Raw genomic sequence first — 23,806 nt, 5'->3', positions numbered from 1 at the left:
CGGCCGCACGCCAAAGGGCGATACCGCCACGGGAGCGGGCGCGGTTGAATCGCGCCATGCAGCACCTGACGTACGTCGCCATGCTGGTCTTCGTCATCGTCGCCACGCTGCCGCTCGAGTCGGTGCTGCGCGTGGGCGTGTACGCCCGGCTGCGTCGCCTCGGCCTGGTCGTGCTGTGCGCCGGGGTGCCGTTCGTGGTGTGGGACGCCGCGGCGACGCGAGCCGGGCACTGGCGGTTCGACACCTCCCAGACGCTCGGGCTGGTGCTGCCCGCGGGGCTGCCGCTCGAGGAGGTGCTGTTCTTCGTCGTGGTGCCGCTGGCCTCGGTCATGACTCTCGAGGCCGTGCGATCGACCCGCCCGTCGTGGCCGGTCGGTGACGAGGTCGAGGCCCCGGAGCACCACCGGGACCTCCCGTGACCCACACCACGGCGGTGCTGCTCGGCGTCGTCGCGACCGTCGTGCTCGACTTGGTCGTGCTGCGCACGCGGCTGCTGACCCGACGCTCGTTCTGGACGGCGTACGCGATCGTGCTGTTCTTCCAGCTGGTGACCAACCAGTGGCTGACCGCACGCGGGGTCTTCGTGTACGACCCCGACGCGATCATCGGCTGGCGCATCGGCACGGCACCGGTCGAGGACTTCCTCTTCGGGTTCGCCCTGGTCACCTGGTCGATGGCGTGGTGGGTGTGGTGGGGGCGTCGCGGCGTCCAGCGCTCCGCGCCGCGGGGACCGCGCCCCGCGGTCGTGCGGCTCGCCACGCGCAGGCGCCGCTGGCCGGCAGGCACCACGAGCAGATCAGGCACGGCTCGACGTTAGAGGAGCCGCGCGCCGGTCGCCTCACCCGTTGCGTGCGCGCAAGACCACCGTGCGGGAGCTCACGGCAGGACCGCGACCCCGTCCCGATAGCTGATGACGTAGCTCGGCGGCTCGAACTGCGCCTTGTCCGGACCACAGTTGGCGGGGTCGTCGGGCGGGGTGGCGCACGGCAGGATCCCGTCGACCGCGTCCCCGGCCCCGTTGACGACGTGGTTGATGGTGCCCGGTCCGCTGAGGTTCTTCGTCATGACGTGGGTGAGGACCACCCCTGGCGCGTCGGGGACCTCGAAGCCGTTCTCGGTGACGACGGTGGGGTCGAGTCGGTTGAAGACGTAGACCCCTCCACCCCACAGGTGGTGGACCTCGACGTCGTCGGCGACCTTGTAGCCGGCCCAGCCGAGCGTTCCGTCGGGCTGCGTCCAGTCGGCCTGCGTCGGCGGGTCGTAGGGGAGCTCGTTCTGGTAGAGCAGCACGCGGCCGTTCTCGCCGTTCCAGATCGTGTTGTACTCCTGGAAGTGCTCCACGAACAGCCCCGTCGCGGTGACGTCGTCACCGTTGACGACCAGGCCGTTGCGGCCCGTGTTGGTCGCCCACCGAGCAGTGTCACCGAAGTCGCTGTCGGCGACGTCGGTGGGGACGGTGGGGAAGCCCTCGACGCCGTGGTCGGCGCGCCACACCCAGGTGTGGTCGATCAGCACGTCGTCGCTGTTGACCACCAGCGCCACGTCGACCTTGCCGACGTGGGGTCCGCCGACGCGGAAGTAGACGTCGGAGAGCGTGATCGGGTCGTTCGATCGGCCCGGTGCGTGGCGGGACCCGCGCCTGTCGTGGTTGCGCTTGCCGACCCGCAGGAGCGCCGGCGACTCGACGCGACCGGCGTCGATGGTCACACCGGCCACGACGATCCCCGGCTTGTCGGCGATCGTCATCGGGGTGGCACCGCCGACCGCGGTCAACGTCGGCAACCCGATGCCGAGCACGACGGTGCCGGCCCGTTTGACCTCGATACTGCGGGCCGTGTCGTAGAGACCCGGGGTCAGCAGGAGGTTCTTGCCGCGGGCCAGCTGCGTGTTGATCTCGCGGACCGAGTCGCCCGGTCGTGCGACGAAGAAGTCGCGCAGCGCGATCGTCCGGCCGGGCGTCGTCCCGTTGGCCCAGCTGACACCGCTGGTGTTGGTGCGCGCCGAGGGGACCCGCACCTGCCAGGCGCCCCGGGCGTCGACGAAGAGGTAGGGCTTCTCCCGGCTGAGCGGTGTCTTCTCGAGCACGGTGTAGGGAGGATCGGGGTAGTCGGCATCCTGGGGTGCGGCCCCGGGGTCGGCGAAGGACATGCCGGAGAACACCTGGTTCCACACGGCGTTCGTCCAGACACCCACGTCGGAGTTCCGCGCGTACCACTGCTGCTGGGAGCCGTTGATGACCAGGCCGGCCCGGGAGTCCGCCATGAAGCCGCCGCTCGCGAACGAGGGGCTGGTGCAGTAGTCCATCAGCGAGAGGTTGCCGCCGGTGACGTCCACCCGGCGCATCGAGACCGCCTGGGAGACGGCCCAGAAGTTGGCCGAGGCGCTGCAGCCGTCCTGGCCGGCGCCGTTGACCTTGATCGTCAGGTTGGACAGGCCGCGCCAGAAGTTGTTGAGCGCGAAGCAACCGGTGAACTCCGGGTCGTCGTCGAAGCAGCGGTTGCGGACCTCGACCTTGCCGTTGATGGTGACGTCGCCCGGGGACGCGCCCAGTCCGGCGACCTCGGTGTAGTACCCGACCTTGATCTGCAGGGGTTGTGCGTCGGTGCCGTAGGTCCCCGGCGCGAACAACAGGGCGTAGCGGTTGCTGCCCATCTCGTCGTCGACCTGAGCCGCCCAGATGGCGTCGGCCTTCGCCTGGATCTGCGCGGTCGGCATGCTGGGGTCGAAGACCGTGACGTGGGACCCGAGGTCCGGGGCCGGCGGGGTCCTCCTCACCGGCTGCGTGGGCTGCGTCGGCTGCGCCGCCACGCCGGCGACGGGCACGGCCGCAGCCGCCGCGGTGGCGGGTCCGGTGACGGCGCCGACACCGACGCCACCGAGCACGACGGTGAGCAGCACGAGCGCGTCGGCCAGCAGGCCTCGACGGCGCCCCATCACCCCCGGCGACCAGTCCCCTGCGGGGCGTGACGAACCGTGTCGTGGTCGCATGTGCGTTCCTCCCGAGATTGCTGCCCGTCACCTGTTGTCAAGGTGCAGGCACAGACTGCCACACGCGACAGACCGTGGGTCGCTCAGCCGACCGAGCGCTCCCCCGTCCAGTACTGCGCGCGCAACGCCTTCTTGTCGGGCTTGCCCAGACCGGTGAGCGGCAGCGCCTCGGTGGCGATGACCTGCTTGGGCACCTGCACCGATCCCTTGCGCTCCTTGACCATCTCCTGGATCTCCGCGACCACCTCGTCGGTCAGCTCGTGGCCCTCGCGCAGCACGACGATGGCGGTGACGGCCTCGCCGAACTTCTCGTGCGGGGTTCCGATGACGCCGACCTGGGCGACCGCAGGGTGCTCGGCGACGACGTCCTCGACCTCGCGCGGGAAGACGTTGAAGCCACCGGTGACGATCATGTCCTTGGTGCGGTCGACGATGTACCAGAAGCCGTCCTCGTCCTCGCGGGCCACGTCGCCGGTGTGCATCCACCCGTCGGCCCGGTAGGTCTCGGCCGTCTCGTCGGGCAGGTTCCAGTAGCCGCCCGAGAGCAGTGATCCCGACACGCAGATCTCGCCCGGCTCGCCGACCGGGACGGGCTGCCCGTCCTCGCCGAGCAGCGCCGTACGCACGAACGCCGAGGGACGGCCGCAGGAGGCGAGGCGGGCGTCGCCGCCCGTCACGTGGTCCTTCTTGGCGAGGTAGGTGATCGCCATCGGGGCCTCGGACTGACCGTAGTACTGGGCGAAGATCGGGCCGAAGCGCTCGATCGCCTCCTTGAGGCGGACCGGGTTGATCGCCGAGGCGCCGTAGTAGACGGTCTCGAGGCTCGACAGGTCACGCGTGTGCGAGTCGGGGTGGTCCATCAGCGCGTAGAGCATCGACGGCACGAGCATCGTCGCGGTGATCTTCTGCTCCTCGATGGTGCGCAGCACCTCGGCCGGGTCGAAGCGCGCGAGCACGTAGAGCGACCCGCCCTTGATGACGGTCGGGGTGAAGAACGCAGCGCCCGCGTGCGACAGCGGGGTGCACATCAAGAAGCGCGGCTCCTCGGGCCACTCCCACTCGCTGAGCATCACCTGGGTCATGGTGGCCATCGCCTGCGACGTGCCGATGACGCCCTTGGGCTTGCCGGTCGTGCCGCCGGTGTAGGTGATCGACACGATGTGGTCGGGCGGCAGCGTCGCGGCCGTCAGGGGCTGCGGCTCGAACTCGGCGGCCTTGGCGGTGAGGTCGGTGGCACGGCCCTCGAGCTCGGGCGGCACGGGCCCGATGGTGAAGACGTCGGTCAGCCCGGGGCACTTGTCGAGCAGCGCGAGGGCGCGCTCGGTGAAGTAGGGGTCGATGGTCAGCGTGGTGATGCCGGCGTCGTTGATGACGTAGGCGTGGTCGTCAGCGCTGCCGAGGGGGTGCAGCGACGTGCGCCGGTAGCCCTGGGTCTGCCCGGCGCCGATGATGAACAGCACCTCGGGCCGGTTGAGGGCCAGCAGCGCCCCGGCGGTGCCGGCGCCGGCGCCGAGCGCCTCGAAGGCCTGCACGTACTGGCTGATGCGCTGCGCGACCTCGCCCCCGGTGAGGGTCGTGTCGCCGAGGTACATCACCGGCTTGTCGCGGTGGCGCTTGAGCGCGGCGACCATGAGGTTGCCGTTGTGGGTCGGGGTGCGCAGGTCGTGGTCGGCCGAGGTAGCGGGCATGAGGGCGAGACTAGAACGTGTTCCAGTTCCTGTCACGGAGGGTCCGTGTCCGCGCGCCCACCCCGTACGCTCTGGCCATGGCCGGGACCGGGGGTACGACGCGTGCGCGCGACGCCCTGCTCGCGGCCGTGGCCGTCCTGACCGGCAGCCTCGCCTTCCTGCTGCCGACCCTGGCCGCCGGGCTCGACGGCACCGCGACCCTCACCGGAGCCGTGCTCGCCGTGGCCCTGGCCGCCCTGCTGCGCACCGCCCACGAGGGCGGGCGGCTGGGTGTCCTCACGGCGTCGGCACGGCTCTCGACGCGCCGGCCGGTGCCGATCGTGCTCGCCACCCGGGCCACCGACCCCACGCACCACCCGCTGCGCCCCCGGGCTCCTGGGACTCGCTGACGCCCACCCGGCCCCGAGGGGTCAGCGGTGGGCAGATGACGTCCGCCCCGCCCGACCCCAGGAGCCCCTGTCGTGTCCCTGCTCGAACCCGTCCAGCACGCCCTCGCCGCCGTCGTGGCCGGCGTCCACACCGGCCTGACCAGCCTCGGCGCGGACGCGTCGTCGGGCGCCACCTGGTGCCTGTCGATCGCGGCCGTCGTCGTGGTGGTGCGCACGCTGCTGCTGCCACTGACGGTCCACACGGTGAAGATGGCGCACGCGTCGTCGCGCGCCCGACCCCACCTCAAGGAGCTCGCCGAGCGCTACAAGGGCAGGACCGACGCCGAGAGCATCCGCGCCATGATGGAGGAGCGCCGCGCGGTCTCCGCCGAGCACGGCGTCTCGCGGCTCGGCTGCCTGCCGGTGCTGCTGCAGATCCCGATCTGGATCGCGCTCTACCACCTGCTGCGCAACGTCGCCGACGGCCAGGCCGTCGGCGCCCTCGACGCCGGGCAGGTCGAGTCACTGGCCCGCGCGACCATCGCCGGCGTGCACCTCACCAGCCACGGCTACACCGGTGCCGGCGCGGCGCACCTGGCCGTCGTCCTCGGCCTCGCCGGCACCGCCGCCGTGCTGTCCTTCGCCACCCAGCGCTTCCTGGTGCAGCCCAACTCCGCGGCGACCGACCTGCCCGAGGCGATGGCCAGCGCCCAGCGCATCGTGCCGTTCATGTCGGCCGGGGGCATGCTCCTGGCCGGCACCGTCGTGCCCGTCGCACTGCTGTTCTACTGGGCCTGCGGGGCGGTGTGGACGTTCAGCCAGTCGGCCGTCGTGTGGCGCTTCTTCCCGACGCCGGGCTCCCCCGCCGCGGCGCGGTGGGCGCCCGACGCCTAGGCCAGCAGCTCGGCGACCCGGCGCAGCTCGGCGGCGTCGCGGAAGGAGAGCAGCAACGTCGTGACGCCGGTGGCCTCCCAGGCGGCGACCTTGTCCTTGACCTCCTCGGGCGAGCCGATGATGTGGAGGTCGTGGACCAGGTCGTCGGGGATCAGCGCGGTCGCCTCGTCCTTGCGTCCCTCGAGGTAGAGCTTCTGCACCTGGGCGGCGAGGTCCTCGAAGCCCATCCGCACGAAGACCTGGTTGTGGAAGTTGGCCTCGGCCGCCCCCATGCCGCCCATGTAGAGCGAGACCGACGGCTTGAGCGCGTCGACGACCAGCTGCGTGATCTCCGGGGTGTCGCAGATCTGCAGGTGGCAGGTCGCGGCGATCTCGAAGTCGGCCCGCGTACGCCGGGCCCCCGGCCGCGCGAAGCCCTCGTCGAGCCACGGCTGGTACATCGCAGCCGACTTGGGGGTGTAGAAGATCGGGATCCAGCCGTCGGCGATCTCGGCGGTCTGGGCGACGTTCTTGGGGCCCTCGGCGCCCAGCCAGATCGGGATGTCGGAGCGCAACGGGTGCACGATCGGCTTGAGCGGCTTGCCCAGGCCGACGGCGCCGGGCCCGGTGTAGGGCAGCGAGTAGTGCGGCCCGTCGTTGGTCACCGGGGCCTCGCGGGCCAGCACCTGGCGGATGATGTCGACGACCTCGCGGGTGCGGGCCAGCGGCTTCTGGAAGGGCTGCCCGTACCACCCCTCGACGACCTGCGGGCCCGAGACGCCCATGCCGAGGATGACCCGTCCGCCGGTGAGGTGGTCGAGGGTCAGGGCGTGCATGGCGATCGAGGTCGGGGCGCGACCCGACATCTGCACGATCGAGGTGCCGAGCCGCACGCGCGAGGTGCCGCGGCCCCACCACGTGAGCGGCGTGAACGCGTCGGAGCCCCACGCCTCGGCGGTGAAGATCGCGTCGAAGCCCGACTCCTCGGCGGCCGCGACGAGCTCCTCGACGCCCGAGGGCGGCTGCGCGCCCCAGTAACCCAGCTGCAGTCCAAGTTTCATGGCGACATCGTGGCACGGCAGTTGCCGTGCGCCTAGAACGTGTTCTAGTTTCGTGCCATGCCTCGCACCCTGTCCGCGCCGGTCGCCGTCGCGTTCGACTACACACGTTCGACGGGACCGGTCCTCGGCCGCTTCCTGACCGGCCTGCGCGACGGGGTCGTCGTCGGCGCCCGTACGTCGGACGGTCGGGTCGTCGTCCCGCCGCCGGAGTTCGACCCGGTCACCCACCAGGCCACGACCGACTTCGTCCAGGTCGCCTCCACCGGGACCGTCACCTCGTGGGTCTGGGTGCCCGAGCCCGTCAAGGGCCAGCCCTTCGACCGGCCGTTCGCCTGGGCCCTGGTCACCCTCGACGGCGCCGACGTGCCGCTGCTGCACGCGCTCGACGTGGCGTCCCCGGCCGACGTGTCGACCGGCATGCGGGTGCAGGTCCGCTGGGCCGACGAGCGGGTCGGCGCGATCACCGACATCGCCGGCTTCGAGCCGGTCCACGACGGCGGTCGAGGTGCGAGCGGAGCGAGCCTCGAGGCCCCGTCGGACGACCCCGTCACCGGCGTCATCACCCCCGTCGGGCTCGACTACGTCTACGCCGCGAGCCCCGAGGAGTCGCTGTTCTACCGCAGCCTCGCCGAGGGCAAGCTCGTCGGCCAGCGGTGCCCCACCTGCGAGAAGGTCTACATCCCGCCGCGCAGCGCCTGCCCCGCCGACGGGAGCCCGACGGTCGAGGAGGTCGAGCTGCCCGAGACCGGCACCGTGACGACGTTCTGCATCGTCAACGTGCCGTTCCTGGGCCAGAAGATCACCCCGCCCTACGTGTCGGCCTACGTCCTGCTCGACGGCGCCGACATCGCCTTCCTCCACCTCATCCTCGACTGCGCGGCCGAGGACGTGCACATGGGGATGCGGGTCAAGGCCGTCTGGAAGCCCCGCGACGAGTGGGGCACCACCATCGAGAACATCAGCCACTTCGCGCCGATCGACGAGCCCGACGCGGACTACGAGACCTACAAGAAGTACCTGTGAGGGGCGAGCTGTGAGAGACGTTGCAGTCGTGGGCTTCGCCCAGCGACAGATGAAGGACTTCGACGGGTCGCCGACCTGCGTCGAGCTGCTGGTCCCGCTGTTCAAGGAGTGCTACGAGCAGACGGGCTGGACCCGCCACGACGTGGGGTTCTGGTGCTCGGGCTCGTCGGACTACCTCGCCGGGCGGTCGTTCTCGTTCGTGCAGGCCGTCGACGCCATCGGCGTGATCCCGCCGGTCAACGAGTCGCACGTCGAGATGGACCTGGCCTGGGCGATGTACGAGGCCTGGCTCAAGATCCAGACCGGCGAGGTCGACACCGCTCTGGTCTACGCGTTCGGCAAGAGCTCGGCCGGCGTGCTGCGCCGCACGCTCGCGCTGCAGCTCGACCCCTACACGATGACGCCGATCTGGCCCGACACCGTGTCGCTGGCCGGCCTGCAGGCCCGCGCCGGCATCGACGCCGGGCTGTGGGACGAGCGCGCGATGGCCGAGGTCGCGCAGCGCTCGCTGACCGCCGCCGAGTCCAACGACTACGCCGTCCGCAAGGGCGGCTCGTCGGTCGACGACCTCCTCGCCCGCCCGATGTACGCCGACCCGTTGCGCAAGCACGACTGCGCGCCGGTCACCGACGGTGCGGCCGCGATCGTGCTGGCCGCCGGCGACAAGGCCCGCGCGGTGCGCGACAACCCCGCCTGGTTGACCGGGATCAGCCACCACGTCGACCCGCTCAGCATGGGCACCCGCGACCTGACCCGCTCCCCCAGCGCCCAGCGCTCGGGCGCGGCGCTCGACCTCACCGGGGTCGAGGTGGCCGAGCTGCACGCGCCGTTCAGCCACCAGGAGCTGGTGCTGCGCCGCGAGCTCGGCCTGGCCGACGACGTGGTGGTCAACCCCTCGGGCGGGGCCCTGGTCTCCAACCCGATGTTCTCCGCCGGCGGCATCCGCGTGGGCGAGGCCGCCCGCCGGATCTGGTCGGGCGACACGTCGAAGGCCCTGGCCCACGCGACGTCCGGCCCGGCCCTGCAGCAGAACCTCGTCTGCACCCTCTCGAGCACTCCCGAAGGGACGATCTGATGGGCAAGAAGCCCGCCGCCGTCATCGGCATCGGCCAGACCCACCACCGCGCCAAGCGCCTCGACGTGTCGATGGCGGGGCTGTGCCGCGAGGCCATCGACCGGGCCCTCGAGGACGCGGGGATGACCCTCGACGAGATCGACGCGATCGTCGTCGGCAAGGCCCCCGACCTGTTCGAGGGCGTGATGATGCCCGAGCTGTTCCTGGCCGAGTCGCTCGGCGCGGCCGGCAAACCGCTGCTGCGGGTGCACACCGCCGGCTCGGTCGGTGGCTCGACCGCGATCGTGGCGGCGTCCCTGGTGCAGGCCGGCATCCACCGCAAGGTGCTGACCGTCGCCTACGAGAAGCAGTCGGAGTCCAACGCGATGTGGGCGCTCTCGGTGCCCGTGCCGTTCAACATGCCGGTGCACGCCGGCGCCGGCGGCTACTTCGCGCCTCACGTGCGCTCCTACATCCGCCGCTCCGGCGCCCCGACCCACGTCGGCGCCATCGTGGCCGCCAAGGACCGCAACAACGCGCTGAAGAACCCCTACGCCCACCTGCACAACGAGGGCACCACCGTCGAGTCGGTGCTGGCCTCGCAGATGCTGTGGGACCCGATCCGCTACGACGAGACCTGCCCGTCGTCCGACGGCGCCTGCGCCCTGGTCATCGCCAGCGAGGACGTCGCCGACGCCTCCCCCAACCCCGCGTGGATCCACGGCACGATCATGCGCTCGGAGGCCACCTCGGCCGCCGAGCGCGACCAGGTCAACCCGCAGGCCTCCCGTGACGCCGCCGCGGCGCTGTGGAAGCAGGCCGGCATCACCTCGCCGATCGACGAGATCGACGCGGCCGAGATCTACGTGCCGTTCTCGTGGTTCGAGCCGATGTGGCTGGAGTCGCTGGGCTTCGCTGCCGAGGGCGAGGGCTGGAAGCTCACCGAGTCGGGCGCCACCGCCCTCGACGGCAGGCTCCCGGTCAACGCCTCGGGCGGCGTGCTGTCGTCCAACCCGATCGGCGCCTCCGGCATGCTGCGCTTCGGCGAGGCGGCCCTGCAGGTGCGGGGGCTCGCCGGCGAGCACCAGGTCGACGGCGCCCGCAAGGCCCTGGGCCACGCCTACGGCGGCGGGTCGCAGTTCTTCGCGATGTGGGTCGTGGGGGCCGACAAGCCCTAGGCGCCGGTGACCACCCGCAGCGCCCGGACGACCTCGTCGACGGGCGCGCGGGCCTCGTCGGTCGTGCCGGCCTCGTCCCACAGCTCGCGCCACTCCGACGACGTGCCGGTGGCCAAGGAGACCGCGGCGAGGGCCGCGGTCGCCTGCGTCGCGGTCACCGGTCCGGCCGGTGGCATGTCGAGCACCTCGTCGAGGGGCGGCCCACCCACGCCCGAGGCGAGCCAGGCCGCCGCGGCGATGGCCGCACCGGCCACGTCGGCGTCGACGTAGGCGTCCTCGCGCATCGCCAACGAGATCGCGGCGAACGCCTGCATCGCGAACGCGGTCGGGTCGTCGCTGTCGCGCAGGTCGCCGGCCCAGTCACCCGCGTCGTCGTTGTCCCAGATCCCGGTTCCCCATGCGCCCATGTGCGGAGTCAACCCGCAGCCGACCGCGAGCGCCACACCTGGGTCAGGTGTAGAGGCAGAACGGGTGGCCGTCGGGGTCGAGCAGCACCCGGACGTCGTCCTGCGGCTGGTGGTCGGGCAGCACCGCGCCGAGCTCGAGCGCGTGCTCCACCGCGGCCGGCAGGTCCTCGACCTCGAAGTCGAGGTGCAGCATCATCTGCTGCTGCCCCGCTGCCGCCGGCCAGGTGGGGCGGACGTAGGCGTCGTTGCGCTGGAAGGACAGGTAGCCCACTCCCTCACCCAGGTCGAGGGCCGCGCCAACCGGGTCCTCGGGCCGACCGTCGTCGGGCACCCACACCGGCCAGCCCAGCAACGCGGAGTAGAACGCCGCCAGCGCGTGCGGGTCGGGGCTGTCGAGCACGACGCCCCACCAGTCCTTGCGCGACCACCGGTCCTGGTCGGCACTCCCGCTCGTCCGTCCTCGCACCCGCGCACGCTAACCCCGTTCGCCGGTCGCGAACACCCCTCGCGCCCGGCGTACGGCGGCGCCTAGGGTCCGGACATGGGTGAGGTCGTCGCGTTCCCGAAGTCTCCGCAGCAGCACTGGCTCGGACCGGCCACGCGCGAGCCCGAGCCGTTGTGGCGCGAGCTGGTCGGCCGCGAGCTGCGCCAGGAGCGCACCCGGCAGGCGCGCACCCTGGCCGACGTGGCGGGCGAGGCGGGCATCTCGGTGCAGTACCTGTCCGAGGTGGAGCGTGGCCTCAAGGAGCCGAGCTCGGAGGTGCTCGGCGCGGTGCACGGCGCGCTCGGTCTGCGCCTGGTCGACCTGACGCTGCGGGTCTCGCGCGAGCTCGGACACGTGACGGGGCCGCTGGCCCTGGCGCGCTGACGCGCTGGGGCGGTCGGCTCAGTAGCCCGCGAACACCCGCCGCAGGTCGTCGAGGGTGACGTTGCCCGACACCGCGACCTCCTCGGGCGTGTGCGCGGGCCCCAACCGACCGGCGATCAGGCGGACGGCGGCCTCGACGGGCCCGGTGAAGAACGCCGTCGGCGCCATCGGCGGCTCGGCCACGAGCGCCACGTCCTCGGCGATGGTCAGACCGTGGTGCTCGAAGGCGACGACCGCGACCTCGTCGAGCGCCTCGGGCCTGCCGACCCAGCCGAGCAGCACCGCCAGCGGGCCGCAGAAGAGCTCGAGCAGCACCTCGGCGGCGTCCCGGTCGAGCGTCGCCGTGGCGTCGAGGCCGGCGACCACGTCCCAGTGGTGCAGGGCCACCTCGTTGAGCCGCATGCCGGCGGCGACCACGAGCGGGACCGGCGTCGGCAGGAAGCCCAGGTCGACGAGCAGCGAGGCGCGGACGTCGTGGTCGAGCCCCTCGAGCGTCTCGACGAGCCGACGGTCGTGCTCGACGAAGCCGAGCGCCTGGTCGACGGGCGACAGCGCGTTCCACCGGTCCCAGACCTCCTGGTTGGCGCCCTCGGGCACCGGGGTGCCGGCGACGGCCGCCGCCAGCGGACGCAGCATGATCTCTGCGCCGCTGCCCAGGTGGGAGAGCACGTCGCACACGCGCCACTCGGTCGCGGCGCTGGGCCTGGTCAGGCCCGCCTCGTCGAGGGTGGTGACCAGCGTGGCGAGCTGGTCGTGGTGGGCGCGCAGCGAGTGGATCACGCGGTCGACGAGGTTCATGCGGTCAACCTACGCGGCGGGCGGCGCCTTGCGACTGCCCAGCACCGCGTCGGCCACGCCGTAGTCGACGGCCGCCTGCGCGGTCAGCACCAGGTCACGGTCGGTGTCGGCGCGCAGCCGCTCGACGGGCACGCCCGTGTGGTGGCTGAGCAGGGACTCCATGGCCGCGCGCAGCCGGACGATCTCCTTGGCCTGCACGGCGAGGTCGGGCAGCGTGCCTTGGCCGCCGCCGGCCGGCTGGTCGAGCACGACCCGGGCGTGCGGCAGGAGCGTACGGCGCCCGGGCGCCCCGGCCGCGAGGAGCAGCGCCGACGACGACCCGACCTGGCCGACGCACGTCGTGGCGACCTCGCAGCGGATGAACTGCAGGGTGTCGTAGACGGCGAGCACGGAGGTGACGTTGCCGCCCGGCGAGTTGAGGTAGAGGCTGATCGGTCGGTCGGGCTCCTCGGACTCCAGGTGCAGCAGCTGGGCGATGACGACGTTGGCCACGCCGTCGTCGACCTCGGTGCCGAGGTAGACGATGCGGTCGGTGAGCAGGCGGCTGTAGACGTCGACGGCCCGCTCGCCGCGGATCGTCTTCTCCACGACGCTGGGGATCGTGTACGACGACATCAGAGCACTGCTCCGAACGCGATGCCCTGGCGCGACGGCACCACCGAGGCCACCTCGGTGAGCACGTGGTCGACGAACCCGTAGTCGCGCGCCTCCTCGGCGGTGAACCACCGGTCGCGCAACGCGTCGCGCTCGACCTTCTCGACCGGCTGGCCGGTGTGCTCGGCGGTGATCGACATCATCACGTTCTTCATGTGCTCGAGGTTCTCGGCCTGGATCTCGATGTCGACGGCGGTGCCGCCGATGCCCGCGGAGCCCTGGTGGAGCAGGATCCGGCTGTGCGGCAGCGCGAACCGCTTGCCCGGCGTACCGGCGGTGAGCAGGAACTGGCCCATGCTCGCCGCCATCCCCATGGCCAGGGTGGCGACGTCGTTGGGGATCAGCCGCATGGTGTCGTAGATCGCCAGGCCCGCCGACACCGAGCCGCCGGGGCTGTTGACGTAGAGGCTGATGTCGCGGTGGGGGTCCTCGGCCGAGAGCAGCAGCAGCTCGGCACAGATCCGGTTGGCGATCTCGTCGTCGACCTGCTGGCCGAGCACGATGATGCGTTGGTGGAGGAGCCGGTCGGCGGCGCTGAGGTTGGTGGTGGTCATGGCGCCAGCGTGCGTCGCGACGGTGCCGGGCTCCAGCGATTCCGCCCGGGGCGGATCCGCTCACGGCGGACTGGTCCGCGGCGGCTACCGTGAGGCCCGTGATCGAGCTCAGGACTCCCGCCCAGATCGAGGAGATGCGCCCTGCCGGACGCTTCGTGGCCTCGGTGCTCTCCGCCCTGGCGGACAAGGCCGACGTCGGGGTCAACCTGCTCGAGCTCGACGCGCTGGCCCACGACATGATCCGCGAGCGCGGCGCCGAGTCCTGCTACATCGACTACCACCCGTCGTTCGGCGGCTCGAAGTTCGGCAAGGTGCTCTGCACCTCGGTCAACGACGCGGTCCTGCACGGGTTGCCCCACGACTACGTGCTCCAGGACGGCGACCTGCTGTCGGTCGACTTCGCGGCCTCGGTCGACGGCTGGGTCAGCGACTCGGCCCTCTCGCTGGTCGTCGGCACCCCCCGCGAGGAGGACCTGCGGCTGATCGAGGTGACCGGCCGCGCCCTCGAGGCCGGCATCGAGCAGGCCCGGGCGGGCAACCGGATGGGCGACATCTCCCACGCCATCGGCGAGGTGGCCCGCGCCGCCGGCCTCTCGGTCAACCTGCAGTTCGGCGGCCACGGGGTGGGCCGCACCATGCACGGCGACCCTCATGTGGCCAACGACGGCCGTCCCGGGCGCGGCTTCAAGCTCAAGGCCGGCCTGGTCATCGCGATCGAGCCGTGGTTCATGCACACCACCGACCAGATCTTCACCGACCCCGACGGCTGGACCCTGCGCAGCCAGGACGGCTCTCGCGGTGCGCACATGGAGCACACCATCGCGATCACCGACGACGGCCCGATCGTCCTGACCGCCCGCGACTGACCTGCCGGCCGTCGCGCTGAATCCCTGCTCTAGGCGTACTTGACCGGCAGGGTCTTCAGGCCGTTGATCCAGGCGTGGCGCAGCCGGGCCGGCTCGCCGAGCTTGGTGATGTTCGGGCAGTGGTCGGCCAGGGCGTTGAAGATCAGCCGGATCTCCTGGCGGGCCAGGTTGGCGCCGACGCAGAAGTGCGCACCGTTGCCGCCGAAGCCGACCTGCGGGTTGGGCGAGCGCGTGATGTCGAAGGTGAACGGGTCGGTGAAGACGCTCTCGTCGTTGTTGGCGCTGGCGTAGAAGAGCGCGGCACGCTCGCCCTTCTTGATCGTCACGCCGCCGATCTCGACGTCGTTGAGCGCCGTGCGCTGGAACACGGTGACGGGGGTGGCCCACCGGACCACCTCGTCGACCATCTCGGCCGGGCGCTCCTTGACCCACAGGTCCCACTGGTCGGGGTTCTCGAAGAAGGCGTTCATGCCGTGGGTGATGGCGTTGCGGGTGGTCTCGTTGCCGGCGACGGCGAGCAGGATGACGAAGAAGCCGAACTCGTCGTCGGTGAGCCCCCGGCCGTCCTTGTCGGCGTTGATGAGCTTGGTGAGGATGTCGTCGCGCGGGGTGGCCTTGCGGTCGGCGGCCATCATCATCGCGTAGCCGAGGATCTCGGCGGCGGCGATGTCGGGCTCGCCCACGATGTCGGGGTCGTCGCTGGCGAGCATCTGGTTGGACCAGTCGAAGATCTTGGAGCGGTCCTCCTGCGGGACGCCGATCAGCTCGGCGATCGCCTGCAGCGGCAGCTCGGCGGCGATGTCCTCGACGAAGTCGCCCTCGCCCTTGGCCAGGGCGGCCTTGACGATCTGCTCGGCCCGCAGCGTCATCACCTCCTCGAGCGCGTTGATCGAGCGCGGGGTGAAGCCGCGGCTGATGATCGCGCGGTGGGAGGTGTGGTGGGGCGGGTCCTGGTTGATCAGGATCACCCGCTGCATCTCGACCTGCTCGCGCGTCATCCCCTCGGAGAACCGGATGATCGCGCCGTTCTCCTCGGTCGACCAGTCCTTGGAGTTCTTCGAGATCGCCATGACGTCGGCGTGGCGCGTCACGGCCCAGTAGCCGTGCCCGGACTCCTCGGCCATGCCGTCGTGGGTGCCGGCCGCCTGGGGCACCCAGTGGATCGGCGAGGTCGTGCGCAGCCGCGCGAACTCCTCGTGCGGGATGGCCGCCTGATTGGTGTCGGGATCGGTGAAGTCGAACCCCTCGGGGAGGACGTCGTTCATGGTCACGGGTGGGTCTCCCTCGCGAGCGGATCTGGAACCTGTTCTAGTCGGACACTACATAGTCTCTGCCGAAGACGAAAGTGTTTCGTTCCGCGTAGCGAGACCGCGGTCACATCGAGGGCCGGACGCTTGTGCGTACAACGAGAACACGTTCTACTTTGCCGCATGGGTACCCCAGTGATCGTCGACGCCGTCCGGACTCCCCTCGGCAAGCGCAACGGCTGGCTCGCCGGCCTCCACCCCGCCGTCCTGCTCGGCCTGACCCAGCGTGAGGTGCTCAGCCGCGCCGGCCTCGACCCCGAGCTGGTCGAGCAGGTCGTCGGTGGCGTGGTGACCCAGGCCGGTGAGCAGTCCAACGGGATGGTGCGGCGCGCCTGGCTGCACGCCGGGCTCCCCCAGCACACCGGCGGCACCGTGGTCGACGCGCAGTGCGGCTCCGGCCAGCAGTCGGCGCACCTGGTCCACGACATGATCGCCTCGGGCACCATCGACGTCGGCGTGGCCTGTGGCGTCGAGGCGATGTCGCGCATCCCGCTGGGCGGCAACGTCCCGTCCGGCCTGGGCGACCCGCGCCCCGACGACTGGTCGATCGACATGCCCAACCAGTTCGAGGCGGCCGACCGGATCGCCCGCCACCGGGGCCTCACCCGCGCCGACCTCGAGGCCTTCGGCCTCGCCTCGCAGCGCAAGGCCCGCGTCGCGGTCGACGAGGGCCGCTTCAAGCGCGAGGTCTTCGGCATCGACGCCCCGGTCCGCGACACCGACGGCAACCTCACCGGCGAGACCCGCCTGGTCGACACCGACCAGGGCCTGCGCGAGACGACCCTCGAGGGCCTCGCCCAGCTGCGCACCGTGCTGCCCGACGGCCTGCACACCGCCGGCACGTCGTCACAGATCTCCGACGGTGCTGCTGCGGTGCTGATCATGGACGAGGACAAGGCCCGCTCGCTCGGCCTGACCCCGCGCGCCCGCATCGTCAGCCAGTGCCTGGTCGGGTCCGACCCCTACTTCCACCTCGACGGACCCGTCCAGGCGACCCAGCGGATCCTCGACCGCACCGGCATGGCCATCTCCGACTTCGACCTGTTCGAGGTCAACGAGGCCTTCGCCAGCGTCGTGCTGTCGTGGGCCGGCGAGCACCGCGTCGACATGGACAAGGTCAACGTCAACGGCGGCGCGATCGCCCTGGGCCACCCGGTCGGCGCGACCGGCGTCCGCCTGATCACCACCGCGCTGCACGAGCTCGAGCGCCGCGACCAGAGCACCGCTCTCATCTCGATGTGCGCCGGCGGGGCGATGGCGACCGGCACGGTCATCGAGCGGATCTGACCCCGGGCGCGTCAGCGACGTCGGCCGGCCCGCCGGACCCGGGCCAGGCACGCGCGAACCCGCTCTCGGGTGGCCCGGACCCGACGCGAGCCGCCAGTCGTAGCGGCGCACCCACGGCGCGGGCGAGCAGGACGCCGGCGCGTCGGACCAGGCGCCCGGCGACCCGCAACGGGGCGAGGAGCGCACGCCCGAGGGCGCGCACCACACCCGAGGCGACCTCGGTCACCGCGATCCAGGCCGCGACCGTCCAGACGATCGGGAGCTCCCACAGTGCGGGGCGCTGCTCGGCGGGGGTCCGCAACGTTCGGGTCGGACCACTGTCGGCTCGTCGTACGGCGTCCAGGCGGCCGGGCGGCGGGTTCGGTCGGCACGACGACCCTGTGCCTCGGCGGGGGGTGCGACGAACCTCCGGCGCTGCGCTCAGGCGCCGTAGACGGGCTCCGGGGTCGGGGCCTCGGCGAGCAGCTCGCGCAGCGCGGGGCCGACGGCGGCGACGTCCCAGCGTGAGCCGTGGTCGCGCGAGGGGCCGTGGGCCCAGCCGTTCTCGACGGTGATCGTGCTGCCGTCGATCTCGATGACGCGACCGGTGACGTCGCCGGCCTCGACCGAGGCCAGCCACGCGACGACCGGTGAGTTGTCCTCGGGCAGCGCCATCGCCGAGGTGTCGAAGGCACCCTCGGTCATCCGGGTACGAGCGACCGGGGCGATCGCGTTGACGGTGACGCCGTAGCGCCCCATCTCCTGCGCGGCGACCAGGGTGAGCCCGGCGATGCCGGCCTTGGCCGCCGAGTAGGTCGCCTGCCCGACCGAGCCCTGCAGGCCCGCGCCGGACGACGTGTTGATCACCCGGGCGGCGCGCTGGCGGCCCTCCTTGGCCTCGGCGCGCCAGTAAGCACCGGCGTGGCGCAGCGGCGCGAAGTGGCCCTTGAGGTGGACGCGGACGACGGCGTCCCACTCCTCCTCGGACGTGTTGACCAGCATCCGGTCGCGCACGAACCCCGCGTTGTTGACCAGCACGTCGAGACCGCCGTAGGTGTCGATCGCCTGGCGGACCATCGCCTCGGCCTGGGCGAAGTCGGCCACGTCGGCACCGTTGGCCACGGCCTCTCCCCCGGCCTCACGGATCAGCGCGACGACCTCGTCGGCGGGCGACTCGCCCGTGCCTTCGCCCGACAGCGAGACGCCGTAGTCGTTGACGACGACCTTGGCGCCGTGGCGGGCGAGCTCGAGCGCGTGGGCGCGGCCGATGCCGCGGCCGGCTCCGGTGACGATCGCGACGCGACCCTCCAGCAGTGCGGACAAGGTGGTGCTCCTTCTCGGTGGGTCCAGGGGTGTCTAGGTGATGTGCAGGAAGACGGGGGGCTCGCCGCCGCCGTCGCAGGCGACCCGGGCCCCGGAGACGTAGGAGGCCAGGTCGCTGGCGAGGAACACCGCGACGTGACCGACCTCGAGCGGGTCGGCCATCCGGCCCAGCGGGATGGTGCGCTCGATGGCCGCGACGCGGTCGTCGCCGCCGTAGTGGTCGTCGGTCTGCTCGGTGCGGCACAGGCCGACGTCGATGGCGTTGACCCGCACCGCGGGCCCCCACTCCATCGCCAGCGAGGTCGTCAGCGAGTCGAGGCCGGCCTTCGCGGCGGCGTACGCCGCGATCGTCGGGGCCGGACGGTGCGCCGAGATCGAGGAGATGTTGACGATCACGCCGCCGCCGTCCTGCTGCTGCATCACGCGGTTGGCGGCCTGGGCGACCAGCAGCGGGCTGAGCAGGTTGAGCCCGACGATCCGGTCGTGGAAGCGCGGCGAGGCGGTGGCCGCCTCGGTCGCTGGCGCCCCGCCGGCGTTGTTGACCAGCACGTCGAGCCGGCCGTGGGTCTCGACGACCGTCGCGACGAGCGCCTCGACGGCCTCGGGGTCGCGCACGTCGCAGACGTGGTGGGCGGCGCCGTCGAGGGTCGGCGCGGCCGAGCGTGCGCAGGTCACGACGGTCGCGCCGGCGGCCTGGAAGGCCTCGGAGATGCCGCGGCCGATGCCCTTGGCGCCCCCGGTGACGAGGACGACGCGTCCGGTGAGGTCGAGGGCGAGCGGCATGGCTGGTACCCTACCAAGCACTTGCTTGGTTGGTCACGACAGGAGCCCCATGACGATCACCTCGACCCTGCGCGACGACGGGATCCGCATCGTCACGATGGAGCACCCCCCGGTCAACGCCCTCACCGTCCAGGGCTGGTACGACGTCGCTGCCGCGATGGACGAGGCCGCCGGCGACCTCGACACCTTGGTCGTCGTGCTGCGCGCCGAGGGTCGCGGCTTCAACGCGGGCGTGGACATCAAGGAGATGCAGAGCACGACCGGGTTCGACGCCCTCCTCGGCGCCAACAAGGGCTGTTTCGCGGCGTTCAAGGCGGTCTACGAGTGCGCGGTGCCGGTGATCGCCGCGGTCAACGGGTTCTGCCTCGGCGGTGGGGTCGGCCTGGTCGGCAACGCCGACTGCATCGTGGCCAGCGACGACGCGTTCTTCGGCGTCCCCGAGGTCAAGCAGGGCGCCCTGGGCGCCGCGACCCACATGGCGCGGCTGGTGCCGCAGCACATGATGCGCACCCTCTACTTCACCTCCCGCACGATCAAGGCCGCCGACCTGGTGCAGTTCGGCTCGGTGCTCGAGGTCGTGCCGCGCGGCGAGCTCGACGACGCCGCGCTGCGCGTCGCCGCCGACATCGCCGCCCAGGACACCCGCGTGGTGCGTGCCGCCAAGGAGTGCCTCAACGGCATCGACCCGATCGACGTCAACAAGTCCTACCGCTTCGAGCAGGGCTTCACCATGGAGCTGAACCTGATGGGGGTCAGCGACGAGCTGCGCGACGGGTTCGCGGGAACGGACAAGGCGAAGAAGTGAGCAAGGGACCCCGCGACAAGCAGATGAGCATCGACGAGGTCGTCGCCTCCCTCGAGGACGGCATGACCATCGGCATCGGCGGCTGGGGCCCGCGGCGCAAGCCGATGGCGCTGGTCCGCGCGATCTACAACAGCGATCTCAAGGACCTCACGATCGTGAGCTGGGGCGGCGCCGACGTCGGGCTCCTCGCCCGCGCCGGCAAGATCCGCAGGCTGGTCTACGCGTTCGTCTCCCTCGACACCGTGCCGCTCGAGCCCAACTTCCAGAAGGCCCGTCAGGAGGGCACGATCCCCGAGGTCGTCGAGCTCGACGAGGGGATGTTCCAGACCGGCCTCAAGGCGGCCTCCGAGCGGCTGCCGTTCCTGCCGATGCGCGCCGGCCTCGGCTCCGACGTGCTGGTCAACAACCCGTGGATCAAGACCGTCGCCTCGCCGTACGACGACGGGGAGGTGCTCGTGGCCGTGCCGGCCCTCACCCTCGACGTCGCGCTGGTCCACCTCAACCGCGCCGATGTGCACGGCAACGCGACCTACCTGGGGCCCGACCCCTACTTCGACGACCTCTTCGCGATGGCCGCCGAGCGCACCTACCTCTCGGTCGAGCAGGTCATCGACACCGCGGGCCTCACCGTGGACACCCCGGTGCAGCGCCTGCTGCTGAGCCGGATGCTGGTCACCGGCGTCGTCGAGACCCCCCACGGCGCCCACTTCACCGACTGCCGCCCCGACTACGCCCGCGACGAGAAGTTCCAGCGGGCCTACGCTGCCGCGGCCGGCGGCAGCGACGACGACTGGGCGGCGTTCGAGGAGCGCTTCCTGGCCGGCGACGAGGCGGCGTACCAGGCGGCCGTGCAGGCCTTCACCGAGGAGCAGGCATGAGCGGGACCCAGACCACACCGACGCGCGCCGACGTCTGCGCGGCGGCCGTCGCCGACGCCTTCAAGGACGACGGCGAGATCTTCGCCAGCCCCATGGGCACGATGCCGATGCTGGGGGTGCGGCTGGCCAAGCTGACCTCCAACACCGACCTGGTCATCAGCGACGGCGAGTCGCTCTTCCTGGCCGGGACTCCCCCGCTGTTCGCCAAGGCGGACGTCGTCGAGGGGTGGATCCCCTTTCGCAAGGTCTTCGACGTCGTGGCCCACGGCAAGCGCCACGTGATGATGGGCGCCACCCAGGTCGACCGCGACGGCAACCAGAACATCTCCGCCATCGGCCCCTTCGCGCAGCCGAAACGGCAGCTGCTCGGGTCGCGCGGCGCCCCGGGCAACACGGTCAACAACCGCACGTCCTACTGGGTGCCCAAGCACTCGACCCGCGTCTTCGTCGAGGCCGTCGACATCGTCTCCGGCGTCGGACCCAAGCGGGCGGCGGCGGCCGGTCCGGCCGCCGAACGGTTCAACGACATCCACCGCATCGTCACCAACCTCGGGGTCCTCGACGTCAACGGCCCCGACCGCACCGTCCGGCTCGTGTCGGTGCACCCGGGCGTCACCACCGCCGAGGTGCAGGAGGCCACCGGCTTCGACCTCGGCGACCTGACCGACGTCCCCGAGACCCGCCTGCCCACCGCCGAGGAGCAGGTCATCATCAGCGAGGTCCTCGACCCCCAGGGCTTCCGTTTCAAGGAGGTCCCCGCATGATCGAGCAGCTGATCCGCACCCCGTTCACCGACCTGGTCGGCGTACGCCACCCGGTCGTGCAGACCGGCATGGGCTGGGTGTCCGGGCCGCGCCTGGTCTCCGGCACCGCCAACGCCGGCGGGCTCGGCATCCTCGCCTCGGCCACGATGACCTACGAGGAGCTCGAGAAGGCGATCCTCGAGACCAAGAGCCGCACCGACCAGCCGTTCGGCGTCAACCTGCGCGCCGACGCGGGCGACGCCGGCGACCGCTGCGACCTGCTGATCAAGCACGGCGTCAAGGTCGCGTCGTTCGCGCTTGCGCCCAAGAAGGAGCTCATCGCCAAGCTCAAGGACCACGGCATCGTGGTGATGCCGTCGATCGGCGCCGCCAAGCACGCCGTCAAGGTCGCCTCGTGGGGCGCCGACGCCGTGATGGTGCAGGGCGGCGAGGGCGGCGGTCACACCGGCGCCGTCCCGACCACGCTGCTGCTGCCGACCGTGCTCGACGCAGTCGACATCCCGGTGATCGCCGCCGGCGGGTTCTTCGACGGGCGCGGCCTCGCCGCCGCGCTGTCGTACGGCGCCGCCGGGGTCGGCATGGGCACGCGCTTCCTGCTGACCCAGGACAGCGCCGTGCCCCAGGCCGTCAAGGAGCTCTACCTGTCCTACGACCTCACCGGCACCGTCGTGACCGCCAAGGTCGACGGCATGCCCCACCGCATGCTGCGCACCGACCTGGTCGAGTCGCTCGAGGGCACCAGCGCCGCCAAGCGCCTGGGCCCGACGGTGCGCCGCACCCTCGACTTCAAGCGCGACAGCCAGATGAGCTGGGTCCAGCTGGCCAAGGACGGCCGGGCGATGAAGAAGACCCAGGGCCGCACCCTCGGGCAGATGGCCCTGGCCGCCAACACCCCGGTGATGCTCAAGGCGGGCCTCGTCGACGGCGACACCGGTGCGGGCGTGCTCGCCTCGGGGCAGGTCGTCGGTGTCATCGACGACCTGCCGACCTGCGAGGAGCTCATCGACCGGGTCGTGACCCGCGCCGCGGACGAGCTGCGGCGCGGGTCGTCGTACGTCGTGCAGCCGGTCGACCAGCCGGTCGACCAGCCGGTCGACTAGCCCGCGACGATCCCGGCGAGGGCCGCGTCGAAGCGGTCCTGGAAGGTCCGGGCCGGCAGCACGTAGCTCTGCGGCTTGGCGGCCGCCGCCTGGTCGGCCCCCCACTGGGCGGCGCGCTGACGCTGCAGCGGCGTGCCGTGGTGGCCCGGGCTGGCGAACTGGCAGTCACCCACGGTGTAGAAGCTGAGCAGGGCGTCGACGACGCGCTTCTTGTTGAGCGCAAGGCCCAACTTGTGCACGCCGTAGTAGGACGCGTAGGCGTCGGCCATCAGCTCGGTGCGGCGGGTGGCCTCGGCGGGGTCGGCCGGTCCGCTGCCGAAGGTGCCGATCTCGAACTGGACGTGGTGCCCGAACTCGTGGGCCATGATGACCCTCGGTCCGACGTCGCCCAGGCCGATGGCGTCGTAGGCGTCGAGGATGCCGTCGCCGAAGACCAGCTTGTCGGGCAGCGCGGCCACGACCGGGTCGGGGTCACCCGCCCCGCTGAATGCGAAAGCGTTGAAGGTCCACAGCGGGTTGTCGACGAAGTCGCCCTGGGTGGCCATGAAGCCCGCGACGGTCTCGGCCTCGGCCTGGATCGCCGCCGGCGACGTCGGCGCGATGACGCCGGCGGCCTGCATCGCGGTCAGGGTGCGGGTGATCCGGCTGACGCTGAGCAACGACTCGCCGTGCATGGCGATGAGCTGGATGTCGTCGGACTTCACGTCGGACCAGAAGCCCTTGACGTCGCGGAAGGTGTGCTGCAGCTGCGCCGCGTGCGCGTCGAGCGCGAAGTCGGGATCGCCGACGGTGCCGAAGAAGAGCGCGTCGTAGGTCGGGACGTTGAGCAGGGTGTCCTGGTGGTCCACCAGGAAGCTGAACTGCTCGTCGGTGAGGGAGGCGAACACGCCGTCGAGGTACTGGTCGAGCAGCGTGGTGCCGCACGGGCTGGGATCGACGGCGTCGCGCAGCGCCGCCTGGGCCGGTACGTCGACCAGCTGGCGCTCGGTCTGCGCAGCCGCAGGGCGGGGCGAGGTCGAGGCCACGGCGGTCGGGGTCGTCAGGCCCACCGAGAGGAGGGCGGCGGCGCTGAGCGCCACGAACCCTCGGGACAATCTGGTCACACGGATCTCCTTGGTCGTGGACCGGGCCGCGCGCGGCCCGAGCCGGCTGGTCCGGTCAACCTAGGACGACGCCGGCCGGGTTGGCCAGGGGTGCCAC

Annotated in this window: 27 protein-coding genes; 14 read left to right on the top strand and 13 right to left on the bottom strand. The window is 71.7% G+C overall.

Annotation, left to right across the window (positions count from 1 at the left end; all coding sequences use genetic code 11):
• Positions 1-56 precede the first annotated feature (56 nt).
• Positions 57-419, top strand: coding sequence for a lycopene cyclase domain-containing protein (locus FZC61_RS05305; protein ID WP_148613084.1), 363 nt, complete (start codon positions 57-59; stop codon positions 417-419).
• Positions 416-817 (top strand): lycopene cyclase domain-containing protein, encoded by a 402-nt coding sequence (locus FZC61_RS05300; RefSeq protein ID WP_148613083.1) that lies wholly within the window; start codon positions 416-418, stop codon positions 815-817. Before FZC61_RS05305 ends, FZC61_RS05300 begins: the two co-directional genes overlap by 4 nt.
• 59 nt (positions 818-876) lie before the next feature.
• Here FZC61_RS05300 and FZC61_RS05295 read toward each other — a convergent pair whose 3' ends face one another.
• Both FZC61_RS05295 and fadD8 read right to left on the bottom strand, forming a co-directional pair.
• Positions 877-2,934 carry a hypothetical protein gene (locus FZC61_RS05295; RefSeq protein WP_211357101.1) on the bottom strand — a complete coding sequence of 686 codons (2,058 nt, stop codon included), beginning with the start codon at positions 2,932-2,934 and terminating at the stop codon, positions 877-879.
• Between the two features lie 137 nt (positions 2,935-3,071).
• Complete coding sequence (gene fadD8, locus FZC61_RS05290) at positions 3,072-4,676, bottom strand: fatty-acid--CoA ligase FadD8 (RefSeq protein ID WP_148613082.1); 1,605 nt, start codon at positions 4,674-4,676, stop codon at positions 3,072-3,074.
• 77 nt (positions 4,677-4,753) lie between these two features.
• Here fadD8 and FZC61_RS05285 point away from each other — a divergent pair, with 77 nt between their 5' ends.
• The gene (locus tag FZC61_RS05285; RefSeq protein ID WP_148613081.1) at positions 4,754-5,065 is read left to right on the top strand and encodes a hypothetical protein; all 312 of its coding nucleotides are present in this window, start codon (positions 4,754-4,756) and stop codon (positions 5,063-5,065) included.
• A 72-nt stretch (positions 5,066-5,137) separates the two neighbouring features.
• Entirely contained in the window at positions 5,138-5,938 is an 801-nt protein-coding gene (gene yidC / locus FZC61_RS05280; protein WP_148613080.1) for a membrane protein insertase YidC, read from the top strand.
• Here yidC and FZC61_RS05275 read toward each other — a convergent pair.
• Positions 5,935-6,978, bottom strand: coding sequence for an LLM class F420-dependent oxidoreductase (locus FZC61_RS05275; RefSeq protein ID WP_148613079.1), 1,044 nt, complete (start codon positions 6,976-6,978; stop codon positions 5,935-5,937). The genes yidC and FZC61_RS05275 overlap by 4 nt on opposite strands.
• Positions 6,979-7,035: 57 nt before the next feature.
• Here FZC61_RS05275 and FZC61_RS05270 point away from each other — a divergent pair, with 57 nt between their 5' ends.
• From FZC61_RS05270 to FZC61_RS05260, 3 genes are read left to right on the top strand one after another with little or no spacing between them, the layout of a single operon-like run.
• Positions 7,036-8,001: a Zn-ribbon domain-containing OB-fold protein gene (locus FZC61_RS05270; RefSeq protein ID WP_148613078.1), complete on the top strand. Its 966-nt coding sequence runs from the start codon at positions 7,036-7,038 to the stop codon at positions 7,999-8,001.
• Between the two features lie 10 nt (positions 8,002-8,011).
• Entirely contained in the window at positions 8,012-9,076 is a 1,065-nt protein-coding gene (locus tag FZC61_RS05265) for a thiolase domain-containing protein (protein WP_148613077.1), read from the top strand.
• Positions 9,076-10,233, top strand: a complete 1,158-nt coding sequence (locus FZC61_RS05260; protein WP_148613076.1) for a thiolase domain-containing protein — start codon at positions 9,076-9,078, stop codon at positions 10,231-10,233. The genes FZC61_RS05265 and FZC61_RS05260 overlap by 1 nt, the downstream gene beginning before the upstream one ends.
• Here the strand turns inward: FZC61_RS05260 and FZC61_RS05255 are convergent.
• Positions 10,230-10,640, bottom strand: coding sequence for a DUF4259 domain-containing protein (locus FZC61_RS05255; RefSeq protein WP_148613075.1), 411 nt, complete (start codon positions 10,638-10,640; stop codon positions 10,230-10,232). The two genes, FZC61_RS05260 and FZC61_RS05255, sit on opposite strands and share 4 nt — an antisense overlap.
• 43 nt (positions 10,641-10,683) lie before the next feature.
• Positions 10,684-11,106, bottom strand: a complete 423-nt coding sequence (locus tag FZC61_RS05250; RefSeq protein ID WP_148613074.1) for a VOC family protein — start codon at positions 11,104-11,106, stop codon at positions 10,684-10,686.
• A 75-nt stretch (positions 11,107-11,181) separates the two neighbouring features.
• Between FZC61_RS05250 and FZC61_RS05245 the strand changes: the two genes are divergently transcribed.
• Complete coding sequence (locus FZC61_RS05245; protein ID WP_148613073.1) at positions 11,182-11,508, top strand: helix-turn-helix domain-containing protein; 327 nt, start codon at positions 11,182-11,184, stop codon at positions 11,506-11,508.
• Between the two features lie 18 nt (positions 11,509-11,526).
• On the opposite strand, the gene FZC61_RS05240 is transcribed toward FZC61_RS05245, so the two are convergent.
• The 3 genes from FZC61_RS05240 to FZC61_RS05230 are packed head-to-tail and all read right to left on the bottom strand — an operon-like array spanning position 11,527 to position 13,514.
• On the bottom strand, positions 11,527-12,306 hold the full coding sequence (locus FZC61_RS05240; RefSeq protein WP_148613072.1) for a maleylpyruvate isomerase family mycothiol-dependent enzyme: 780 nt from the start codon (positions 12,304-12,306) through the stop codon (positions 11,527-11,529).
• A 9-nt stretch (positions 12,307-12,315) separates the two neighbouring features.
• Positions 12,316-12,921 carry a ClpP family protease gene (locus FZC61_RS05235; protein ID WP_148613071.1) on the bottom strand — a complete coding sequence of 202 codons (606 nt, stop codon included), beginning with the start codon at positions 12,919-12,921 and terminating at the stop codon, positions 12,316-12,318.
• On the bottom strand, positions 12,921-13,514 hold the full coding sequence (locus tag FZC61_RS05230) for a ClpP family protease (RefSeq protein WP_148613070.1): 594 nt from the start codon (positions 13,512-13,514) through the stop codon (positions 12,921-12,923). Before FZC61_RS05230 ends, FZC61_RS05235 begins: the two co-directional genes overlap by 1 nt.
• 98 nt (positions 13,515-13,612) lie before the next feature.
• Here FZC61_RS05230 and map point away from each other — a divergent pair, with 98 nt between their 5' ends.
• Positions 13,613-14,380 (top strand): type I methionyl aminopeptidase, encoded by a 768-nt coding sequence (gene map / locus FZC61_RS05225; RefSeq protein ID WP_148613069.1) that lies wholly within the window; start codon positions 13,613-13,615, stop codon positions 14,378-14,380.
• A 29-nt stretch (positions 14,381-14,409) separates the two neighbouring features.
• Here the strand turns inward: map and FZC61_RS05220 are convergent, their stop codons facing one another.
• Positions 14,410-15,645, bottom strand: a complete 1,236-nt coding sequence (locus FZC61_RS05220; protein ID WP_148613347.1) for a cytochrome P450 — start codon at positions 15,643-15,645, stop codon at positions 14,410-14,412.
• Between the two features lie 165 nt (positions 15,646-15,810).
• On the opposite strand from FZC61_RS05220, the gene FZC61_RS05215 reads away from it, so the two are divergent.
• Complete coding sequence (locus tag FZC61_RS05215; RefSeq protein WP_148613068.1) at positions 15,811-16,974, top strand: steroid 3-ketoacyl-CoA thiolase; 1,164 nt, start codon at positions 15,811-15,813, stop codon at positions 16,972-16,974.
• Here the strand turns inward: FZC61_RS05215 and FZC61_RS05210 are convergent.
• The 3 genes from FZC61_RS05210 to FZC61_RS05200 all read right to left on the bottom strand — a co-directional run bounded on the left by FZC61_RS05210 (position 16,958) and on the right by FZC61_RS05200 (position 19,059).
• Positions 16,958-17,275, bottom strand: coding sequence for a hypothetical protein (locus tag FZC61_RS05210; RefSeq protein ID WP_148613067.1), 318 nt, complete (start codon positions 17,273-17,275; stop codon positions 16,958-16,960). The two genes, FZC61_RS05215 and FZC61_RS05210, sit on opposite strands and share 17 nt — an antisense overlap.
• Positions 17,276-17,394: 119 nt before the next feature.
• Positions 17,395-18,276: an SDR family oxidoreductase gene (locus FZC61_RS05205; protein WP_148613066.1), complete on the bottom strand. Its 882-nt coding sequence runs from the start codon at positions 18,274-18,276 to the stop codon at positions 17,395-17,397.
• A gap of 33 nt (positions 18,277-18,309) precedes the next feature.
• A complete protein-coding gene (locus tag FZC61_RS05200) occupies positions 18,310-19,059 on the bottom strand; it encodes an SDR family oxidoreductase (RefSeq protein WP_148613065.1) in 750 nt (249 codons plus the stop codon).
• 49 nt (positions 19,060-19,108) lie between these two features.
• On the opposite strand from FZC61_RS05200, the gene FZC61_RS05195 reads away from it, so the two are divergent.
• The 4 genes from FZC61_RS05195 to FZC61_RS05180 are packed head-to-tail and all read left to right on the top strand — an operon-like array spanning position 19,109 to position 22,606.
• Complete coding sequence (locus tag FZC61_RS05195) at positions 19,109-19,864, top strand: enoyl-CoA hydratase family protein (RefSeq protein WP_148613064.1); 756 nt, start codon at positions 19,109-19,111, stop codon at positions 19,862-19,864.
• Entirely contained in the window at positions 19,861-20,742 is an 882-nt protein-coding gene (locus FZC61_RS05190; RefSeq protein ID WP_246142540.1) for a CoA transferase subunit A, read from the top strand. Before FZC61_RS05195 ends, FZC61_RS05190 begins: the two co-directional genes overlap by 4 nt.
• On the top strand, positions 20,739-21,506 hold the full coding sequence (locus FZC61_RS05185) for a CoA-transferase subunit beta (RefSeq protein ID WP_148613063.1): 768 nt from the start codon (positions 20,739-20,741) through the stop codon (positions 21,504-21,506). Before FZC61_RS05190 ends, FZC61_RS05185 begins: the two co-directional genes overlap by 4 nt.
• Entirely contained in the window at positions 21,503-22,606 is a 1,104-nt protein-coding gene (locus FZC61_RS05180) for an NAD(P)H-dependent flavin oxidoreductase (RefSeq protein ID WP_211357100.1), read from the top strand. The genes FZC61_RS05185 and FZC61_RS05180 overlap by 4 nt, the downstream gene beginning before the upstream one ends.
• On the opposite strand, the gene FZC61_RS05175 is transcribed toward FZC61_RS05180, so the two are convergent.
• Complete coding sequence (locus FZC61_RS05175; RefSeq protein ID WP_148613062.1) at positions 22,603-23,709, bottom strand: hypothetical protein; 1,107 nt, start codon at positions 23,707-23,709, stop codon at positions 22,603-22,605. The genes FZC61_RS05180 and FZC61_RS05175 overlap by 4 nt on opposite strands.
• Between the last annotated feature and the right edge of the window lie 97 nt (positions 23,710-23,806).

It is taken from the genome of Nocardioides rubriscoriae, from assembly GCF_008087085.1.
Taxonomy (GTDB): domain Bacteria; phylum Actinomycetota; class Actinomycetes; order Propionibacteriales; family Nocardioidaceae; genus Nocardioides; species Nocardioides rubriscoriae.
The sequence above is the reverse complement of the archived record's forward strand: the minus strand, read 5'-3'. Positions and strand labels throughout refer to the sequence as shown.

Coding starts and splice junctions, on each gene's coding strand:
- FZC61_RS05305 (WP_148613084.1), top strand. CDS start 57: ATGCAGCACCTGACGTACGTCGCCATGCTGGTCTTCGTCATCGTCGCC.
- FZC61_RS05295 (WP_211357101.1), bottom strand. CDS start 2,934: ATGGGGCGCCGTCGAGGCCTGCTGGCCGACGCGCTCGTGCTGCTCACC.
- fadD8 (WP_148613082.1), bottom strand. CDS start 4,676: ATGCCCGCTACCTCGGCCGACCACGACCTGCGCACCCCGACCCACAAC.
- FZC61_RS05285 (WP_148613081.1), top strand. CDS start 4,754: ATGGCCGGGACCGGGGGTACGACGCGTGCGCGCGACGCCCTGCTCGCG.
- FZC61_RS05275 (WP_148613079.1), bottom strand. CDS start 6,978: ATGAAACTTGGACTGCAGCTGGGTTACTGGGGCGCGCAGCCGCCCTCG.
- FZC61_RS05270 (WP_148613078.1), top strand. CDS start 7,036: ATGCCTCGCACCCTGTCCGCGCCGGTCGCCGTCGCGTTCGACTACACA.
- FZC61_RS05260 (WP_148613076.1), top strand. CDS start 9,076: ATGGGCAAGAAGCCCGCCGCCGTCATCGGCATCGGCCAGACCCACCAC.
- FZC61_RS05255 (WP_148613075.1), bottom strand. CDS start 10,640: ATGGGCGCATGGGGAACCGGGATCTGGGACAACGACGACGCGGGTGAC.
- FZC61_RS05245 (WP_148613073.1), top strand. CDS start 11,182: ATGGGTGAGGTCGTCGCGTTCCCGAAGTCTCCGCAGCAGCACTGGCTC.
- FZC61_RS05240 (WP_148613072.1), bottom strand. CDS start 12,306: ATGAACCTCGTCGACCGCGTGATCCACTCGCTGCGCGCCCACCACGAC.
- FZC61_RS05235 (WP_148613071.1), bottom strand. CDS start 12,921: ATGTCGTCGTACACGATCCCCAGCGTCGTGGAGAAGACGATCCGCGGC.
- FZC61_RS05230 (WP_148613070.1), bottom strand. CDS start 13,514: ATGACCACCACCAACCTCAGCGCCGCCGACCGGCTCCTCCACCAACGC.
- FZC61_RS05220 (WP_148613347.1), bottom strand. CDS start 15,645: ATGAACGACGTCCTCCCCGAGGGGTTCGACTTCACCGATCCCGACACC.
- FZC61_RS05215 (WP_148613068.1), top strand. CDS start 15,811: ATGGGTACCCCAGTGATCGTCGACGCCGTCCGGACTCCCCTCGGCAAG.
- FZC61_RS05200 (WP_148613065.1), bottom strand. CDS start 19,059: ATGCCGCTCGCCCTCGACCTCACCGGACGCGTCGTCCTCGTCACCGGG.
- FZC61_RS05195 (WP_148613064.1), top strand. CDS start 19,109: ATGACGATCACCTCGACCCTGCGCGACGACGGGATCCGCATCGTCACG.
- FZC61_RS05185 (WP_148613063.1), top strand. CDS start 20,739: ATGAGCGGGACCCAGACCACACCGACGCGCGCCGACGTCTGCGCGGCG.
- FZC61_RS05180 (WP_211357100.1), top strand. CDS start 21,503: ATGATCGAGCAGCTGATCCGCACCCCGTTCACCGACCTGGTCGGCGTA.